We start from the raw sequence: 16,124 nt of genomic DNA, 5'->3' as shown, positions 1-16,124 counted from the left end.
CGCCAGTGCGCCTGCGGAAATCCCGTAGAGGAGATTTCCGTGGGCGGCAGGGGGATCAGGCGGCTTCTTGTTGAACGCTGAGTATCGTCAGGACGGTTTGGACATTTTGGGCGGCATCCCGTCCCAGACTGGTCAGGTAACCACCATCGGGCTGAGTGATCAGGTCTTTCTCGTACAGGCGTTGGGCAGCGGCAATCGCTTTAGGGGCGGCGGTCTGATGAATTTTCAGGCCTTCCTGGGAACTGTCCAGGTTGAAGAGTGCAAGGATTTCCAGTTCGGCAACCAGCTCAGGGGTAAGCGACATAAGGACTCCAGACTTTCTAGGAATTTGGTCGACAGCGTCACTAAGGTGAGCGCACTCGGCCGAGCTGTCCAGTGTCAGTGGCATGCTTTTTTTGTTTCGGGTGACGGAACACCGCTGTTCTGCCAGGTAGAGCACCTTGTGGCGAGGGGATTTATCCCCGCTGGACTGCGAAGCAGGCCTAAGGAAACAGGCGCGCTCGTTGTGGGGGCCGCTTCGCGGCCCAGCGGGGCGGTGCGACGTTTCGCTAAATCCCCTCGCCACAGGAGCAACTTTGCCTCACGGTTTATTTCTTTTCCGGCGGCAACTCGGGAAGGGCGCGCAGCGCCGCTTCGTACCATTGGGTATCGAACGGGCGGTCTTCTTCGAGAATGGCGTCGATCTCATACGCCAGTACATGGGCCATGAGGTTGAGGATTTCTTCGCGCTCGTAACCGACCAGGGTCAGCTTGTTGAAGGTGGCCTTGGCCGCTGGCGGGTTGTCGCTTTCGATCTGATTTTCGATGGCTTCGATCAGCGTGTTCTCGACGAATTCTTCTTCGTCACTGTCGATATCGGTTGGCTCGCTCATGGCCGGCTCCTGTAGGAAAGGTCGCCAGTTTACCTGCATTCAGCGGCGTGATGCGCCTGGCAAGAAATGCCTCGACGGTCTATAACGCAAGGCTGCCAACCCCGCACGGCCTGGAGGCTTTGTAATGCTCAAGCTTTATGGTTTCTCTGTCAGTAATTATTACAACATGGTCAAGCTGGCACTGTTGGAGAAGGGCGTGCCCTTCGAAGAAGTGCAGTTCTTTGGCAACCAGACCCCGGAAGCCCTGGCAATCAGCCCGCGCGGCAAGGTGCCGGTGTTGAAGACCGAGCAGGGTTTTATCAACGAGACCAGCGTCATCCTTGAATACATCGAGCAAACCCAACCGGGTAAAGCCCTGCTGCCGACCGACCCGTTCGAGCGCGCCCAGGTGTTGGCCTTGTGCCGGGAAATCGAGCTGTACATCGAGTTGCCGGGGCGGGCCTGCTATGGCGAGGCGTTTTTCGGCATGACGGTGGCCGATGCCATCAAGGAAAAGTCCAGGTCCGAATTGCTGCTGGGGTTCGCCTCGCTCGGCCGGCACGGCAAATTCTCGCCCTATGTGGCGGGAGACAGCCTGAGCATTGCCGACCTGTATTTCTACTACAGCCTTTCGCTGGCCTTGCAAGTGGGCAGGAAGGTCTTCGATATCGATTGGCTGGCAGACATGCCGGCGGCCAAGGCGCTGATGGAGCGCTTGGAGCAGAACCCGAACGTGCGGCGGATCGCTGCGGACAGGGAGGCAGAGATGCCGGCGTTTTTGGCGATGGTTGCAGCCAAGAAGTGAGCTTTTCGGTGATTTAAAGTCAGCTATTACGAGCAAGCTCGCTCCCACATCTGAATCTCTGAATGTTCACAAGATTTGTGTTCACGGGAGATCTACTGTGGGAGCGAGCTTGCTCGCGAAGCTTTTAGCGGCTGGCGAGCAACGCCTGGCCGCGCACAACCGCTGCCTTGACCTGCGCCGGCGCGGTGCCGCCGATGTGGTCACGGGCATTGACCGAGCCTTCGAGGGTCAGCACGGCGAACACGTCCTGCTCGATCTGGTCGCTGAACTGGCGCAGTTCGTCCAGACTCATTTCCGCCAGGTCCTTGCCGGTGTCCACGCCGTACTTCACGGCATGGCCGACAATCTCATGGCAATCACGGAACGGCAGGCCACGGCGCACCAGATAGTCGGCCAGGTCGGTGGCGGTGGAGAAGCCGCGCAGGGCCGCTTCGCGCATCACCGCGTGCTTGGGCTTGATGGCGGGGATCATGTCGGCGAAGGCCCGCAGCGAGTCGCGCAAGGTGTCGGCGGCGTCGAACAGCGGCTCCTTGTCTTCCTGGTTGTCCTTGTTATAGGCCAGCGGCTGGCCTTTCATCAGGGTCAACAGGCCCATCAGTGCGCCGAATACCCGGCCGCTCTTGCCGCGCACCAGTTCCGGCACGTCGGGGTTTTTCTTTTGCGGCATGATCGAGCTGCCGGTGCAGAAACGGTCGGGCAAATCGATGAATTGGAATTGCGCGCTGGTCCACAGCACCAGCTCCTCGGAGAAGCGCGACAGGTGCATCATCGCGATGCTCGCGGCGGCGCAGAATTCGATGGCGAAATCGCGGTCCGAGACGTTATCCAGCGAGTTGCCGCCCACGGCGTCGAAGCCCAGCAACTGCGCGGTGTATTCACGATCGATCGGGTACGTGGTGCCGGCCAGCGCGGCGCTGCCCAGAGGCATGCGGTTGGTGCGCTTGCGGCAGTCCACCAGGCGCTCGTAGTCGCGGCTGAGCATTTCGAACCAGGCCAGCATGTGATGCCCAAACGTTACAGGTTGAGCGGTTTGCAGGTGCGTGAAGCCCGGCATGATGCTCTCGGCCTCGCGCTCGGCCTGTTCCAGCAGGCCTTTTTGCAGGCGCGTGATTTCGCCCAGGATCAGGTCGATTTCATCTCGCAGCCACAGGCGGATGTCGGTGGCGACCTGGTCGTTGCGGCTGCGGCCGGTGTGCAGCTTCTTGCCGGTCACGCCAATGCGGTCGGTCAGGCGTGCTTCGATGTTCATGTGCACGTCTTCAAGGTCGACGCGCCAGTCGAACTGGCCGGCCTCGATTTCAGTCTCGATGGTCTTCAGGCCATCGATGATGCTGTCGCGCTCGGCATCGGTCAGCACGCCGACCTTGGCCAGCATGGTGGCGTGGGCGATCGAGCCCATGATGTCGTGGCGATACAGGCGCTGGTCAAAGTTGACGGAGGCGGTGAAGCGGGCGACGAAGGCGTCGACGGGTTCACTGAAGCGGCCGCCCCAGGACTGATTGGTCTTGTCAGTGCTCATGAATTCGCTCGTGATCGGCTGTGGAGAAAGTAGCGGTTAAAGGCTGCGGCGGATGATAGCAGGGTTGCCGGGACTGGCGCTGGCACTGGTCGGCAGGTTTTTTCGATCAAGACCCGGGATCCAACCGGGTTTTCGCACAACGATATTTTTCGATTGAGCAATATCGTCGTGGCAACCGTCTACAGTGGACGGTAGGACTTTTGCTTTTTCCATCCATGGCGCACCGGACACATAGAAAAAGGGGGAGCTCATATTGGTCAGATCGACAGTTAATAATCCCTACGGCAACGCCGTGCGACAACGGGCCTCGGGCATCGGTCGGCAAGCGCTGGTAAAGATAGGCAACCGCCTCGCGGCACTTTTTGGCCCTCGAGCGAGTCTTAGCGTGGATCGCGGTGACGGATGTCACTTCCCCTGTCTACGCTATCCTTGTGCGAGACTCACGCAGGAATCCAGCGCAATATGAATGTCCTGATCGTTGATGACGAACCACTGGCCCGCGAGCGCCTGAGCCGAATGGTTGGCGAGCTCGAGGGTTACAGTGTCCTGGAGCCGAGCGCCACCAATGGCGACGAGGCATTGGCCCTTATTGACAGCCACAAGCCGGATATCGTGCTGCTCGACATTCGCATGCCTGGCCTGGACGGCCTGCAGGTGGCGGCGAAGTTGTGCGAACGAGAGTCGCCGCCCGCCGTGGTGTTCTGTACCACCCGGGACGACTTTCCGCCCGAGGTGTTGCAGGCCGGTGCCGTGGGCTACCTGGTCAAGCCGGTGGCGTCCGAGGCGTTGCTCGAAGCCTTGCGCAAGGCCGAGCGACCCAACCGCGTGCAACTGGCGGCGCTGACCCGTCCGGCCGCCGAAAGCGGCAGTGGCCCACGCAGCCACATCAGTGCGCGGACCCGCAAAGGCATCGAGCTGATCCCCTTGAACCAGGTGGTCTACTTCATTGCCGACCATAAATACGTGACCTTGCGCCATGAGAGTGGCGAGGTGTTGCTGGACGAGCCCCTCAAGGCCCTTGAAGACGAGTTCGGCGAACGCTTCGTACGCATCCACCGCAACGCCCTCGTGGCCCGCGAGCGCATCGAGCGTCTGCAACGCACCCCCCTTGGGCATTTCCAGCTGTTCCTCAAAGGTCTCAATGGCGACGCGCTGATTGTCAGCCGGCGGCACGTGGCCGGCGTGCGCAAGATGATGCAGCAGCTTTAAGCCAGGCGGTCCAAGGCGTTCAACGCGTTTCATTTCCAGGATCTGGCGGCCAGGGAGGCCTTGGGGTCGTGATTCAAATCAAAGCGGTTTTGACTGAGCTGTTATTATCTGCCGTATCTTTTAAGTACGGATTGATCCATGTCCCCTCGCGAGATCCGCATCGCCACCCGTAAAAGTGCCTTGGCCCTCTGGCAGGCCGAATATGTCAAAGCCCGCCTGGAAGCGGCCCATCCCGGCCTGATCGTAACCCTGGTGCCCATGGTCAGTCGCGGTGACAAGCTGCTGGACTCGCCGCTGTCGAAAATCGGCGGCAAGGGCCTGTTCGTCAAGGAGCTGGAAACCGCGCTGCTGGACAACGAAGCCGACATCGCCGTGCATTCGATGAAAGACGTGCCCATGGACTTTCCCGAAGGCCTGGGCCTGTTTTGCATCTGCGAGCGGGAAGACCCGCGCGACGCGTTCGTCTCCAACACCTTTGCCAGTCTTGAGGCGCTGCCTGCCGGGAGCGTGGTCGGCACGTCCAGCCTGCGTCGCCAGGCCCAATTGCTGACGCGTCGTCCGGACCTGCAGATCCGTTTCCTGCGGGGCAACGTCAACACGCGCCTGGCCAAGCTCGATGCCGGTGAGTACGACGCCATCATCCTCGCCGCCGCCGGCCTGATCCGCCTGGGCTTCGAAGACCGCATCACCTCGGCCATCAGCGTCGACGACAGCCTGCCCGCCGGCGGGCAAGGGGCGGTGGGTATCGAGTGCCGCAGCGCCGACAGCGACATCCACGCCCTGCTGGCGCCGCTGCACCATGCAGACAGCGCCACGCGAGTATTCGCCGAACGCGCGCTGAACAAACACCTCAATGGCGGCTGCCAAGTGCCGATTGCCTGTTACGCCATACTGGAAGGCGAACAGGTCTGGTTGCGCGGCCTGGTGGGGGATCCCAACGGTGGCCGGCTGCTCAGCGCGGAGGCCCGGGCACCGCGCCATGATGCCGAGGCGTTGGGCGTGCGGGTGGCTGAAGATTTGTTGAGCCAGGGCGCCGCCGACATTCTCAAGGCGGTCTACGGCGAGGCCGGCCACGCGTGACGGATTGGCGGCTGTTGCTCACCCGGCCGGCGGACGAGTCGTCGGCGCTGGCGGCTGTCCTGGCTGAAGCGGGGGTCTACAGCAGCAGCTTGCCGTTGCTGGATATCGAGCCGGTCCCGCTGTCCGATGCCGGACGGGCGATATTCCAGGCACTGGATCAATACTCTGCCGTGATCGTGGTCAGCAAGCCGGCCGCACGCCTGTGCGTCGAGCTGCTGCGCCAACACTGGCCCCAGCCTCCAGACCAGCCCTGGTTCAGCGTGGGCGCGGCCACCGGACAGATCCTTGCCGGTGCCGGCCTCACGGTGTTTTATCCCGATAACGGCGACGACAGCGAAGCCTTGCTGGAACACTTGGTCTTGCGCCAGGCTGTTTCGCGGCCCGACCCCAAGGTCTTGATCGTGCGTGGCGAAGGTGGGCGAGGCTTGCTGGCAGAGCGTTTGCGCGAGCAAGGTGCTAGTGTCGATTATCTGGAATTGTATCGCCGCCACCTGCCCAGTTACGGTGAAGGAGCGTTGGCGGCGATAGTCGAGGCGGAACGCTTGAACGCACTGGTGGTCAGCAGTGGGCAGGGCTTCGAGCATCTGCGGCGGCTGGCCGGCGATGCGTGGCCGGCCCTGGCGCGATTACCGTTGTTTGTTCCAAGCCCAAGGGTTGCCGAGATGGCGCGTGCCGCCGGGGCCCGAACAGTTGTGGATTGCCGTGGCGCCAATGCCGCGGCTTTGCTGGCGGCTTTACGGGAACACTCCGTGCCGTTTTCTAATGCAAAGGATGGATACGTGAGCGAAACAGCCTTGCCAAAAGAAGATCTAGACCAGCCAGCGATCGATGCGCCGGTTGAACCCTCGCCCCCAGTGGCGCCGCGCCGCGGCAACGGGCTGGCCGTTGTTGCCTTGCTGCTCGGCGCCGCCGGTGTTGCCGTGGGCGGTTGGGGCGTGTGGCAGGTACGGCACCTGCAAACCAATAACCAGCAGCAGTCCGCCCAGGTCCAGGCGCTGAACGACCAGGCCCAGACCCTCAAGCTCAACGAGCAACGCCTGAGCGAGCGCCTGGCGCAATTGCCCCCGGCCGAAGAGCTGGAGGAGCGGCGGCGCCAGGTGGCCCAGTTGCAAGGTGATCAGCAGCACCTGAACCAGCGCCTGGAAACCGTGCTGGGTGCCAGCCGCAAGGATTGGCGCCTGGCGGAGGCCGAGCACCTGTTGCGCCTGGCCAGCCTGCGTCTTTCCGCCCTGCAAGACATCGACAGTGCCCGGGCGCTGGTCCAGGGGGCTGACGAAATCCTACGCGAACAGAACGACCCCGGTTCGTTCGCCGCCCGCGAGCAACTGGCCAAGACCCTCGCTGCGCTGCGCAGCACGGAACAACCGGATCGTACCGGGCTGTTCCTGCAACTGGGCGCCTTGCGTGACCAGGTGCTGCAACTGACCGAACTGGCACCCGAGTACAAGGATCGTGGAGAGTCGCTGCTGGGCCTGACCGCCGACGGCGATGGGGCCAGCCGGTGGGCGCAGTGGTGGGACCAGATCTCGCGCTACATCCGCATCGACTTCAACGCCGACGAGAACGTCCGTCCGCTGCTGGCCGGGCAAAGCCTGGTGCAAGTGCGCCTGGCCTTGAGCCTGGCTCTGGAGCAGGCACAATGGGCCGCCCTCAATGGTCAGGCGCCGGTATACACCCAGGCGCTGACCGAGGCCCGGGACGTATTGAAGAACAACTTCAACCAGGACAATCCGCAAAGCAAAATCATGCTCGAGCGCGTGGGTGAGCTGTCCAAGCAGCCGGTGACGGTGGTCACTCCGGACCTCACGGGCACGCTGAGCAGCGTCCAGGCCTACCTTGAACGTCGCAACGTCAATGCCCAGGAGTCGGTCAAGCCGCTGCCCGCGCCAGGCGCACAGGAGGCCACGCCATGAAGCGTCTCTACGTGATTCTGTTCGTGGTCATCGCTGCTGCGGCTTTGCTGGGCGTGGCGATTGCCGAGCATTCGGGTTACGTGCTGGTGGCATACAAGAACTTCCGTTATGAAGCCGGCCTGTGGGTCACCCTGGCCCTGGTGGCGGTGCTCTGGCTGGTGTGGCGAGGCTTGAGGGCGCTGATTGGGCTGGTGACCACGTCCAGCGGCGTGGTCAACCCGTGGTCGCGGCGCAACCGCAGTCGTCGGGTGCAAGTGGCGATCGAACACGGCCAGTTGGACCTGGCCGAAGGTCGCTGGGCCAGCGCCCAGCGACATCTGCATCGTGCCGCCGAAGCCGAGCGTCAACCGTTGCTGTATTACCTGGGCGCCGCCCGCGCGGCCAACGAACAAGGGCTTTACGAACAGAGTGACAGTTTGCTGGAGCGCGCCCTGGAGCGTCAGCCCCAGGCGGAACTGGCCATTGCCCTGACGCACGCGCAATTGCAGATGGATCGAGGTGACACGGATGGCGCCTTGAGCACGCTGCAGGCCATGCATGAGCGTCATCCCCATAACGCCCAGGTCCTGCGCCAATTGCAACGGCTGCATCAGCAGCGCGGCGATTGGTCGGCGGTGATCCGGCTGTTGCCGGAGCTGCGCAAGGATAAGGTCCTGCCGCCGGCCGAACTGGCTGAACTGGAGCGGCGGGCCTGGGGCGAGAATCTTAGCCTGGCGGCCCACCGAGAGGAGGACGGCAGCGTCGGTTTGCAGTCGCTCGATCGCGCCTGGCAACAACTGACCTCTGCACAGCGCCAGGAGCCTACTCTGGTGCTGGCCTATGCCGAGCAACTGCGTCAGTTGGGCGCTCAGGTCGAAGCCGAGGAGGTGCTGCGCGGCGCGCTCAAGCGTCACTACGACAGCCATCTGGCGCGCTTGTACGGCTTGGTTCGCGGCAATGATCCGATCCGCCAGTTGCAAGCGGCCGAAGGCTGGCTCAAGGACCACCCGACCGATCCGAGCCTGCTGCTGACCCTGGGGCGTCTATGCCTGCAGAACAGTTTGTGGGGCAAGGCGCGGGATTATCTGGAAAGCAGCTTGCGCGTTCAGCGCAACCCCGAAGCCTGCGCCGAACTGGCGCGCCTGCTGGCGCAACTGGGGGATGCCGAACGCAGCAACCAGTTGTTCCAGGAGGGGTTGGGGCTGTTGGATGAGCGTCTGCTGGCCGCGCCACTGCCGGTTCCGGCTCAGGTGTTGTCGACTTGAGAGGGGCATGACTCATTCCTGAGAATGTATGAATCCTTTGTGGCGAGGGAGCGGTAGGAGCTGTCGAGTGCAACGAGGCTGCGATCTTTCCCCCGACGTTCGAGTCTCAAGCGAGAGATCAAAAGATCGCAGGCTTCGCCAGCTCCTACAGAGCCCAGCGGGAGCATGCTCCCTCGCCACGGGTTGGTGAATCTTGGATGCGCGGTTGCGAAGACCGCCCCGGTTTTGGGGCTTTGGTCATACCTTCAGCAAAGTCCTACAGCTGACCACGCCGAATCCTCTGCGACCTGTCGGGAATTCCCTACACCCTTGGTGAAGTGTCTGCGCAGGGCTGCCTTGAAAGGCCCGAGGGCTTTCCTCTACCGTAACTGCTTGTCTCTTTTGTTACGGAATCGCCATGTCTTTGGCCAGCTCACGCTTCTCGTTTCTCATGGCTTCCATCGCCGCCGCCCTGGCTTTGGGCATCAGCACTTATCTGGAGTATTCGGCCGGCCTGACGCCTTGCAGTCTGTGTGTCTTGCAGCGGTTGTGCCTGATGCTGTTCCTGGCGAACAGCCTCGTAGCGTGCGTACACGGTCCAGGCCAGCGAGGCAGTCTCTTGTATGGCGCCGCGGGATTGGTTTTTGCGACCGGGGGCATGACGCTGGCGTGGCGTCAGGTCCTGATGCAAAGCCGCTCGTTCGAATCGTTATCCGATTGTGCGGCACCACTCAACCCGACGGGTTCTTGGTGGTGTGCGTTGCGTCGTGTCCTCGACGGTGCCGTCGATTGTGCAAATATCACGTGGACGTTGTTCGACCTGAGCATCCCCGAGTGGAGCCTGTTGTTTTTTCTCGCGGTGTCCAGCGCCATGACTTACCTTCTGCTGCGCCTTGCCTGGAATGCTCTGGTACGACCGCTCAGCGGCGAGACGTCGCAGTTGGTCCGGGCCCTGGATTAAACACTTGTATGAACTTTATCTCCTGCGTACCTTGAAGCCGTTGTCGTGCGGGCATAATCTGGCCCGCACGTGTTATTGGAATTGTGCCGCTCGATCATGTTGTGTCTGGCTTGTCCCTGGTCATCAGGCGTGCACAGGCTGCGAGGGGGCATGACTCACAAGGGAAGAAATCACCATGCTCGAAAGTTGTCAGAATGCTCAGGAACGCTGGGGTGGAGTGCATCTGCTGATCGATCGCTGGCTGCAGGAGCGTCATGAACTGGTTCGGGCCTACGATGATCTCGGCGCCAAGCCTGAAGCCCTGAGCGAAAGCCGCAAACCCTTGCAGGATTTCTGCGGTGTGCTGGTCGACTATGTGTCTGCCGGTCATTTCGAGATATACGAACAACTGACGGGCGAGGCCAAGGCCTTCAACGACAAGCGCGGCCTTGAACTGGCCGAGACGATCTACCCGCGCATCGATGTCATCACCGAGAAGCTGCTGGCGTTCAACGACCTGTGCGATGAAGGCAAGTGCGTAGCGGAAAAATTCAAGGAGCTGGGCGGCTTGCTGCATGAGCGTTTCGAATTGGAAGACTGCCTGATCGAAGTGCTGCACAACGCCCACAAGGAAGAAGCTGCGGTCCAGGCCTGAGGGTTCGCGGTCATGAAAAAACGGTGCGCATTGCGCACCGTTTTTCGTTGGGTCAGCGTCAGGTCGTCGCGCCCAGCAACTCGATTTCAAATACCAACGGTGTGTACGGTGGGATCACATCCCCGGCCCCTTCAGCGCCATAGGCCAGGGACGACGGAATCACCAGCCGCCATTTCGCGCCGACCGGCATTTGCGGCAATGCACTGCGCCAACCGTCGATCACGCTGTCAAGATTGAACCACTGTGCCTGACGGTTTGAGTCGAATACGGTGCCGTCTGGCAATCGACCGGTATACAGCACCTGGACCTTGCCGTGAGGGCCAGCCTTCGCGCCGTGGCCTGGCTTGATTTCGGTCAGCAGGATGCCGTCGGCAAGTTGTTGGACCCCAGGCCGGCTTTTTTCTTCGGTGAGAAATTTCTGCTCGGTTTTCAACGCGGCTTCGGCCTGCGGCGTTGTCGATGGCGCGTTCAGTTGTGCCTGGTGCTCGGCCAGGATCTGTTCGATGCGTTCATCTTTCAGGGCCAGCGGTTTTCCCAGGTAGGCCTGTTGCAAACCTTCGACCAAGGCTTTGATCTGCAGGTCCGGCACGTCCTGGCGCAGGCGTTCTCCGAGGCTGGCGCCCAGGCTGTAAGCCAGATCGTGGGCATCGTTTGCGCTGGTTTTTTCAACGGCCTGGACCGTGGCGCACGCCATGCACAGGAATAAAAACAGGTGACGCGACATGTGTGCTCTCCGGCCTCGAATCGAGGAATTATGCCAGTGTCCATATCTGTAGAGGTGGATTGCCAAGGCACTGGCGCAGAAGATTTTTCGTCCCTTGCAACGCAACGTCTTGTGTACTGTCAACATGCCCTAGCGGCGGTTGCAGCAGAGGTCTAGTATGAGCCGCACTCACGTCAGTCAGGAGGTAAACCATGTCGGCCACCAAGAAGCCTGTAAACACTCCGTTGCACTTGCTCCAACAACTCTCGGGCAGCTTGCTCGAACATCTGGAAAACGCCTGCTCCCAAGCCCTGGCTGATGCTGAAAAACTGCTCGCCAAACTGGAAAAACAACGCGGCAAAGCGCAGGAAAAACTGCACAAGTCGCGCACCAAATTGCAAGACGCAGCCACCGCTGGCAAGGCCAAGGCACAAGCCAAGGCCAAGGACGTCGTGAAAGAGCTCGAAGACCTGCTCGATGCCTTGAAGGATCGTCAGTCCGAAACCCGCGCCTACATTTTGCAACTCAAGCGTGATGCCCAGGAAAGCCTGAAACTGGCCCAGGGTGTCGGTCGTGTGCAAGAAGCTGCGGGCAAGGCGCTGTCGCTTCGTGCTGCCAAGCCTGCCGCTGTATCGGCCAAGAAGCCGGCGGCTAAACCCGCCGTGGTAAAAGCACCGGCCAAAGTCGCAGCCAAACCTGCCGCCAAGGCACCGGCCAAGGCGGCTAGCAAACCAGCTGCCAAACCCGTCGCTGCCAGCGCTGCAAAACCTGCGGCAAAAAAACCAGCCGTGAAGGCTGCTGCCAAGCCTGCCGCAAAAACGGCGGCCGCTAAACCTGCCGCTGCCAAGCCCGCTGTAAAAGCCGCTGCTAAACCTGTCGCTAAACCTGCGGCAAAAGTTGTAGCCAAGCCTGCCGCTAAAGCCGCCGCCGCAAAACCTGCCGCGACGAAAACCGCTGCCGCTAAACCGGCTGCCAAAGCGGCGGTAAAATCCACTGCCAAACCTGCTGCCGCCAAACCTGCGGCAACCAAAACGGCTGCGGCCAAGCCTGTTGCGAAAACGGCTGCCAAGCCCGTCGCTGCCAAAGCGCCTGCCAAAGCGGCGGCTAAACCCGCTGCCAAACCAGCCGCTGCCGCCAAGCCTGCTGTCGCGAAGCCAACGGCTGCCAAGCCCGCCACGGCCAAGCCAGCTGCCGCCAAGCCCGCCGCTAAACCGGCCGTGAAGAAGCCAGCCGCTGCAAAACCTGCGACTGCGCCAGCCGCCAAGCCAGCGACACCGGCTCCGGCGCCGACCGCTACACCTGCGCCTACCGCCAGCACTCCGGCCTCGGCGACCAGCCCAGCCGCCGTTGCGCCGACCACCAGCAGCACCTCAACCAGCGCTTCCTAAGTGCCGGACCGCGACGCGCAGCTGATGCAGCGCGTCGCGGCTCGCTGGTTCGGCATTCGCCGCCAGCCCTTGCAGCCATTGGGCTGAATCGTCCTGTTGTACTCCCGGCCAATCCTTGGTCAGTGCTTCCAAGCGTTCCAGTAATCGCCGTTCGGCTGCCAGCTCCAATTGCTTGACCTGTTCACGCAGGCTATCAAGTGCCGTGTCCCGAAGGGCGCCGGCTTTCCATTGGCTGCGAAGCGTGCGCAATGGCCGCACCACCTCGGCATCCCACGGCTCGGCCAATTGTCGAAGCTGCCGCAACCTGTGCTCATTGCAGGCCACGCCGCGCTGCGCCAGCCACAGGCCGCAAAGCAGCAGGCAGACGTTGGCACCGGCGTCTTGTGACGCCAGGCACGCAGGCTCTACGCCAGGCTTGGCATAGAGGTCGAGGGAAAAGCTCCACAGGTCAGGGGACATCGTGCTACTCGCGCCAGTTGTGAGCGAAGCTGGTAGACTCCGCCGCCATTATGATCCGACTTCAGAACCTGACTTTACAGCGTGGCCCGCAACGTCTGCTAGAAGACGCCGAGCTGACCCTGCACGCCGGCCACAAAGCCGGCCTCATCGGTGCCAACGGCGCCGGCAAATCGAGCCTGTTCGCCTTGCTGCGAGGCGAGCTGCACCCAGACTCGGGCGATTGCCTGCTGCCGGCCGACTGGCGTATCGCTCACATGCGCCAGGAGGTCGACACGCTCGATCGTCTGGCGGTGGACTACGTGCTCGATGGCGACCTGCGCCTGCGTCAGGTGCAGCGCGACCTGGCGGCGGCCGAAGCGGCCCACGACGGTGCCGCACAGGCCCGCCTGCACGCGGAACTTGACAGTGCCGACGGCTATACCGCCGATGCCCGCGCGCGCAAGTTGCTCGCCGGCCTGGGCTTTACCAATGAACAGATGGACCGCCAGGTCGGAGACTTCTCCGGTGGCTGGCGGATGCGCCTGAACCTGGCGCAGGCCCTGATGTGCCCTTCGGATCTGCTGCTGCTCGATGAGCCGACCAACCACTTGGACCTCGACGCCATCATCTGGCTCGAAGATTGGCTCAAGAGCTACCCGGGCACGCTGCTGCTGATTTCCCACGACCGCGATTTCCTCGACGCGGTGGTGGATCACGTGGCCCATGTCGACCAGCGCAAACTCACCTTGTACCGCGGCGGCTACAGTGCCTTCGAGCGCGCCCGTGCCGAACGCCTGGCCCAGCAACAGCAGGCCTACGAGAAGCAACAGGCGCAACGTGCGCACATGGAAAGCTACATCGCCCGCTTCAAGGCCCAGGCCACCAAGGCCCGCCAGGCCCAGAGCCGGATCAAGGCACTGGAGCGGATGGAAGAGCTGTCGGCGGCCCACGTCGATTCACCGTTCGATTTTGTCTTCCGCGAATCGACCAAGATTTCCAGCCCGTTGATCGACCTGTTCGACGCGCGTCTGGGATATGGCGACAAGACCGTGCTGGAGAAGGTCAAACTGCAACTGACCCCGGGTGCGCGGATCGGTCTGCTGGGCCCCAACGGGGCCGGTAAGTCGACCCTGATCAAGAACCTCTCGGGCGAACTGCAGCCGTTGGCTGGACGCTTGACCCGAGGCGAAAACACCGTCGTTGGCTATTTCGCCCAGCACCAGCTCGACTCCCTGGATTCCAAGGCCAGCCCGCTGCTGCACCTGCAACGCCTGGCGCCAACCGAGCGCGAGCAAACCCTGCGCGATTTCCTTGGTGGGTTCGATTTTCGCGGGGCACGCATCGACGAGCCGGTGTTGAATTTCTCCGGTGGCGAAAAGGCGCGCCTGGCGCTGGCGTTGATCGCCTGGGGCCGGCCGAACCTGTTGCTGCTCGACGAACCGACCAACCACCTGGACCTGGAAATGCGCCTGGCCCTGACCATGGCCTTGCAGGAATTCAGTGGCGCGGTGCTGGTGGTGTCCCACGATCGGCATTTGCTCAAGAGCACCACGGATAATTTCTTCCTGGTCGCCGACGGCAAGGTCGAGGAATTCGACGGTGACCTGGAAGACTATGCCCGTTGGCTGGTGGAATACCGCCAGCGCAACGCGCCGGTCAGCAACACGCCGGTCAACCCGGACAAGACCGACAAAAAGGCTCAGCGCCAGGCCGCCGCCGCATTGCGCCAGCAACTGGCGCCGCACAAGCGCGAGGCCGACAAGCTCGAAGCCGAGCTGGGCAAGCTGCATGAAAAGCTGCAGAAAATCGAAACCAGCCTGGGCGACAGTGGTCTCTACGAGGCGGCGCGCAAGGACGAGTTGCGTGACCTGCTGGCCGAACAGGCCAGGCTGAAAGTTCGGGAAGCGGAGCTCGAGGAGGCGTGGATGCAAGCCTTGGAACTGCTGGAAAACCTGCAAGCGGAGCTGGAGGCGTTGTCCTGATGGAAGCGTTGGCGTTGCCTGTCCCTGTCATGTGGATCGAGCCGATCTGGCTCGGTGTGCAAATCCTGCTGATCCTGTTGGTGGGGTATGTCGCCCAGCGGTTCGTTGCGCGTGCGCTCACGGGCCTCGGCGAGCGCTACCCACTGCCGACGCAATTGGTGATCATCCTGCGCGGTGTGCTGCGCTGGCTGATCATGGGCAGTGCCGTGCTGGTGGCGCTGGAGCGCCTGGGTGTCTCGGCCACGGTACTCTGGACGGCGATCTCGGGTTTCGTGGCGGTGGCAGCGGTGGCGTTCTTCGCCATCTGGAGCGTGCTGTCCAACCTGTTCTGCGCCGTGTTGATCTACACCGTCGGACCGTTTCGCCTGGGCGATGTGGTCGAGTTGGTGGATACCACGGACAAGCCCGGCATCAAAGGGCGCGTGGTGGCGATCAATCTGCTGTACACCACGCTGATCGAGCCCGAGGAACTCGGCACCGGCAGCGCCATGGTGCAAGTGCCCAACAGTCTGTTCTTCCAGCGTTCGGTCCGGCGCTGGCGTGGCAGCGAAGCGTTTCCAGTGGGTGGGTTCGTCGAATAACCTGGTCTCGCCGATTGGCTTTTTTTTGCAAAAAAGCGGTGGTCAATCCTGCGGCGGCGCATTAGCTTAGTCGTTTTCGACGAGTCCGAGCCGAGGTGTGCAATGGTGCTGGAAACATGGCTGGCGTTTTTCGCCGCCTGTTGGGTGATCAGTCTTTCCCCGGGCGCCGGTGCCATTGCATCGATGTCCAGTGGCTTGCGCTACGGGTTTTGGCGCGGTTACTGGAATGCCCTGGGCCTGCAACTGGGCCTGGCGCTGCAAATCGTGATCGTCGCCGCCGGTGTTGGCGCGATTCTCACGGCGTCGGCCACCGCGTTCTATGCGATCAAGTGGTTCGGCGTGGCCTACCTGGTCTACCTGGGTGTCAAACAGTGGCGGGCCATCCCTGGCGATATCAGTGATGATTCCGTCGTGCGGCCTATCGGCAAGCCTTTGGCTCTGGTGTTTCGCGGTTTCCTGGTCAACGTCAGCAACCCCAAGGCGTTGGTGTTCATGCTGGCTGTGCTGCCGCAGTTCATCAATCCCCATGCACCGTTGATCCAGCAATACCTGATCCTGGGCGTCACAATGATCGTCGTCGATCTCATCGTCATGGCCGGGTACACCGGGTTGGCGTCCAAAGTCCTGCGCTTGTTGCGCACACCGAAGCAGCAACGGCGGATGAACCGCACTTTTGCTGGCCTGTTCATCGGGGCGGCGGGCTTGCTCGCGACGATTCGCAAGGCTGCGGTGTAACCGGCTATACACAACACCTGTGGCGAGGGAGCTTGCTCCCGCTGGGCTGCGAAGCAGCCCTGGCTTTTGGCGGTTGCTGCGCAACCGAGCGGGAGCAAGCTC

Annotated in this window: 16 protein-coding genes and 1 pseudogene; 12 read left to right on the top strand and 5 right to left on the bottom strand. The window is 62.1% G+C overall.

Translation table 11 applies throughout. The annotated features are described in order from the left end of the window. Positions 1-55: 55 nt before the first annotated feature. Positions 56-304, bottom strand: coding sequence for a TIGR02647 family protein (locus BT125_RS08335; RefSeq protein WP_060740096.1), 249 nt, complete (start codon positions 302-304; stop codon positions 56-58). Between the two features lie 283 nt (positions 305-587). Continuing rightward, positions 588-872: a hypothetical protein gene (locus BT125_RS08330; RefSeq protein ID WP_072406022.1), complete on the bottom strand. Its 285-nt coding sequence runs from the start codon at positions 870-872 to the stop codon at positions 588-590. A 124-nt stretch (positions 873-996) separates the two neighbouring features. Here BT125_RS08330 and BT125_RS08325 point away from each other — a divergent pair, with 124 nt between their 5' ends. After that, entirely contained in the window at positions 997-1,656 is a 660-nt protein-coding gene (locus BT125_RS08325; RefSeq protein WP_072406020.1) for a glutathione S-transferase family protein, read from the top strand. A gap of 124 nt (positions 1,657-1,780) precedes the next feature. On the opposite strand, the gene argH is transcribed toward BT125_RS08325, so the two are convergent. Continuing rightward, positions 1,781-3,175, bottom strand: a complete 1,395-nt coding sequence (argH, locus tag BT125_RS08320) for an argininosuccinate lyase (protein WP_060740099.1) — start codon at positions 3,173-3,175, stop codon at positions 1,781-1,783. A gap of 462 nt (positions 3,176-3,637) precedes the next feature. Here argH and BT125_RS08315 point away from each other — a divergent pair, with 462 nt between their 5' ends. From BT125_RS08315 to BT125_RS08290, 7 genes and pseudogenes are all read left to right on the top strand, one after another. Further along, positions 3,638-4,384, top strand: coding sequence for a LytR/AlgR family response regulator transcription factor (locus tag BT125_RS08315; protein ID WP_060740100.1), 747 nt, complete (start codon positions 3,638-3,640; stop codon positions 4,382-4,384). 138 nt (positions 4,385-4,522) lie between these two features. After that, the gene (hemC, locus tag BT125_RS08310) at positions 4,523-5,464 is read left to right on the top strand and encodes a hydroxymethylbilane synthase (protein ID WP_072406018.1); all 942 of its coding nucleotides are present in this window, start codon (positions 4,523-4,525) and stop codon (positions 5,462-5,464) included. Further along, positions 5,461-6,207 (top strand): annotated as a pseudogene (locus BT125_RS29655) (uroporphyrinogen-III synthase); the annotation flags it as partial. The gene hemC and the pseudogene BT125_RS29655, both read left to right, overlap by 4 nt. Before the next feature lie 36 nt (positions 6,208-6,243). Further along, complete coding sequence (locus tag BT125_RS29650; RefSeq protein ID WP_256573741.1) at positions 6,244-7,377, top strand: uroporphyrinogen-III C-methyltransferase; 1,134 nt, start codon at positions 6,244-6,246, stop codon at positions 7,375-7,377. Continuing rightward, a complete protein-coding gene (locus BT125_RS08300; protein ID WP_072406014.1) occupies positions 7,374-8,621 on the top strand; it encodes a heme biosynthesis protein HemY in 1,248 nt (415 codons plus the stop codon). Before BT125_RS29650 ends, BT125_RS08300 begins: the two co-directional genes overlap by 4 nt. A gap of 397 nt (positions 8,622-9,018) precedes the next feature. Beyond that, positions 9,019-9,561 carry a disulfide bond formation protein B gene (locus tag BT125_RS08295; RefSeq protein ID WP_072406012.1) on the top strand — a complete coding sequence of 181 codons (543 nt, stop codon included), beginning with the start codon at positions 9,019-9,021 and terminating at the stop codon, positions 9,559-9,561. 175 nt (positions 9,562-9,736) lie between these two features. Next, the gene (locus BT125_RS08290) at positions 9,737-10,195 is read left to right on the top strand and encodes an Rsd/AlgQ family anti-sigma factor (RefSeq protein ID WP_060740104.1); all 459 of its coding nucleotides are present in this window, start codon (positions 9,737-9,739) and stop codon (positions 10,193-10,195) included. A gap of 58 nt (positions 10,196-10,253) precedes the next feature. Here the strand turns inward: BT125_RS08290 and BT125_RS08285 are convergent, their stop codons facing one another. Then, on the bottom strand, positions 10,254-10,919 hold the full coding sequence (locus tag BT125_RS08285; protein WP_072406010.1) for an FKBP-type peptidyl-prolyl cis-trans isomerase: 666 nt from the start codon (positions 10,917-10,919) through the stop codon (positions 10,254-10,256). Positions 10,920-11,110: 191 nt separating this feature from the next. Between BT125_RS08285 and BT125_RS08280 the strand changes: the two genes are divergently transcribed. After that, on the top strand, positions 11,111-12,286 hold the full coding sequence (locus BT125_RS08280) for an AlgP family protein (RefSeq protein ID WP_072406008.1): 1,176 nt from the start codon (positions 11,111-11,113) through the stop codon (positions 12,284-12,286). On the opposite strand, the gene BT125_RS08275 is transcribed toward BT125_RS08280, so the two are convergent. Next, positions 12,269-12,745 carry a TIGR02444 family protein gene (locus BT125_RS08275; protein ID WP_072406006.1) on the bottom strand — a complete coding sequence of 159 codons (477 nt, stop codon included), beginning with the start codon at positions 12,743-12,745 and terminating at the stop codon, positions 12,269-12,271. The two genes, BT125_RS08280 and BT125_RS08275, sit on opposite strands and share 18 nt — an antisense overlap. Before the next feature lie 50 nt (positions 12,746-12,795). On the opposite strand from BT125_RS08275, the gene BT125_RS08270 reads away from it, so the two are divergent. From BT125_RS08270 to rhtB, 3 genes are all read left to right on the top strand, one after another. Then, positions 12,796-14,706: an ATP-binding cassette domain-containing protein gene (locus tag BT125_RS08270; protein WP_072406004.1), complete on the top strand. Its 1,911-nt coding sequence runs from the start codon at positions 12,796-12,798 to the stop codon at positions 14,704-14,706. After that, on the top strand, positions 14,706-15,287 hold the full coding sequence (locus tag BT125_RS08265) for a mechanosensitive ion channel family protein (protein ID WP_072406002.1): 582 nt from the start codon (positions 14,706-14,708) through the stop codon (positions 15,285-15,287). The genes BT125_RS08270 and BT125_RS08265 overlap by 1 nt, the downstream gene beginning before the upstream one ends. A 102-nt stretch (positions 15,288-15,389) precedes the next feature. Next, positions 15,390-16,022 (top strand): homoserine/homoserine lactone efflux protein, encoded by a 633-nt coding sequence (gene rhtB, locus BT125_RS08260; protein ID WP_072406000.1) that lies wholly within the window; start codon positions 15,390-15,392, stop codon positions 16,020-16,022. The last annotated feature ends 102 nt before the right edge of the window (positions 16,023-16,124 follow it).

The organism is Pseudomonas sp. NFACC04-2, from assembly GCF_900119265.1.
Classification (GTDB): domain Bacteria; phylum Pseudomonadota; class Gammaproteobacteria; order Pseudomonadales; family Pseudomonadaceae; genus Aquipseudomonas; species Aquipseudomonas fluorescens_AA.
Note: the sequence above shows the minus strand (reverse complement) of the source record. Positions and strands in the feature narration are given on the sequence as shown.